1 protein-coding gene is annotated in these 2,123 nt (G+C 64.3%); it reads right to left on the reverse strand.

Annotation, left to right across the window (positions count from 1 at the left end):
* The coding region (gene rpoB / locus VGC77_RS04100) for a DNA-directed RNA polymerase subunit beta (protein ID WP_331170296.1) at window positions 1-2,123 on the reverse strand (2,123 nt) is incomplete at both ends.

The following is a 2,123-nucleotide window of genomic DNA, read 5'->3' on the forward strand; positions in this document are numbered from 1 at the left end:
TTCCGGCGTCATCGGGCTTTCGCCCTTCGGCGTGATCTTGCCGACCAGGATGTCGCCGGCGCGAACTTCCGCGCCGATATAGACGATGCCGGCTTCGTCGAGGTTCTTCAGCGCTTCTTCCGAGACGTTCGGAATGTCGCGGGTGATTTCCTCAGGCCCGAGCTTGGTGTCGCGGGCCATGACTTCGAATTCCTCGATGTGGATCGAGGTGAAGACGTCGTCCTTGACGATCCGCTCCGACAGCAGGATCGAGTCTTCGAAGTTGTAGCCATTCCACGGCATGAACGCGACCAGCACGTTGCGGCCGAGCGCCAGCTCGCCGAGATCGGTCGACGGGCCGTCGGCGATGATGTCGCCCTTCGCCACCATGTCGCCGACCTTCACCAGCGGACGCTGGTTGATGCAGGTCGACTGGTTGGAGCGCTGGTACTTCATCAGCCGGTAGATATCGACGCCGGACTTGGTCGGGTCGAGATCGTCGGTGGCGCGGATCACGATACGCGTGGCGTCGATCTGGTCGATCACGCCGGTACGGCGTGCGGCGATCGCAGCACCGGAGTCCCGCGCAACCACGCCTTCCATGCCGGTGCCGACGAACGGCGCTTCGGCGCGCACCAACGGCACCGCCTGACGCTGCATGTTGGAGCCCATCAAGGCGCGGTTGGCGTCGTCGTTCTCGAGGAACGGGATCAGGGCTGCGGCGACCGAAACCAGCTGCTTCGGCGACACGTCCATGAAGTCGACCTTGTCGGCCGGGATCAGCACCACGTCGCGGGTGCCGCCGTCACGGCAGACGATCAGGTCTTCGACGAAGCGGCCCTTGGGGTCGAGCGCGACGTTGGCCTGCGCCACCGAGTAGCGGCCCTCTTCCATCGCCGACAGATACACCACCTCGTCGGTGACGCGGCCGTCCTTGCAGCGGCGATAGGGCGTCTCGACGAAGCCGTATTTGTTGACGCGGGCGAAGGTCGCCAGCGAGTTGATCAGGCCGATGTTCGGACCTTCCGGGGTCTCGATCGGGCAGATCCGGCCGTAATGCGTCGGATGCACGTCGCGGACTTCGAAGCCGGCGCGCTCGCGGGTGAGGCCCCCGGGGCCAAGCGCCGAGAGACGGCGCTTGTGGGTGATTTCCGACAGCGGGTTGGTCTGGTCCATGAACTGCGACAGCTGCGAGGAGCCGAAGAATTCGCGCACCGCGGCGGCCGCCGGCTTGGCGTTGATCAGGTCCTGCGGCATCACGGTGTCGATATCGACGCTGGACATCCGCTCCTTGATCGCGCGCTCCATGCGCAGCAGGCCGATGCGGTACTGGTTCTCCATCAATTCGCCGACCGAGCGCACCCGGCGGTTGCCGAGATGGTCGATGTCGTCGATTTCGCCGCGGCCGTCGCGCAGACCCACCAGGGTCTTGATGACGGCGAGGATGTCTTCCTTGCGCAGCGTGCGATGGGTGTCGGGCGCGTCGAGTTCAAGGCGCATGTTCATCTTGACGCGGCCGACCGCGGACAGGTCGTAGCGCTCACTGTCGAAGAACAGCGACTGGAACATGTTCTGCGCCGAATCGATGGTCGGCGGCTCGCCGGGACGCATCACCCGGTAGATGTCGAACAGCGCGTCTTCGCGTGTCATGTTCTTGTCGGCGGCCAGCGTGTTGCGGATGTAGGCGCCGATGTTGACGTGGTCGATGTCGAGCAGCGGCAGTTCCTTGTAGCCCTGCTCGTTGAGGCCCTTCAGCGACTTCTCGGTGATCTCCTCGCCGGCTTCGGCGTAGATTTCGCCGGTCTTCGGGTTGACCAGGTCTTCGGCGAGATAGTTGCCGACCAATTCCTCGTCGGACAGCCGCAGCGCCTTGAGGCCCTTTTCCTGCAACTGGCGGGCGGCGCGCACGGTCAGCTTCTTGCCGGCCTCCAGCACCACCTTGCCGGTGTCGGCGTCGATCAGGTCGTTGATGGTCGAATAGCCGCGGAAACGCCCGGCGTCGAACGGAACGCGCCAGCCTTCCTTGATCTTCTTGTACTGGATCTTCTTGTAGAACGTGCTGAGGATCTCTTCGCCGTCGAGCCCGAGCGCGAACATCAGCGAGGTCACCGGAATCTTGCGGCGACGGTCGATGCGCGCGAACA

Origin of the sequence: Rhodopseudomonas sp. (genome assembly GCF_036404135.1) — a bacterium.
Lineage (GTDB): Bacteria > Pseudomonadota > Alphaproteobacteria > Rhizobiales > Xanthobacteraceae > Rhodopseudomonas_A.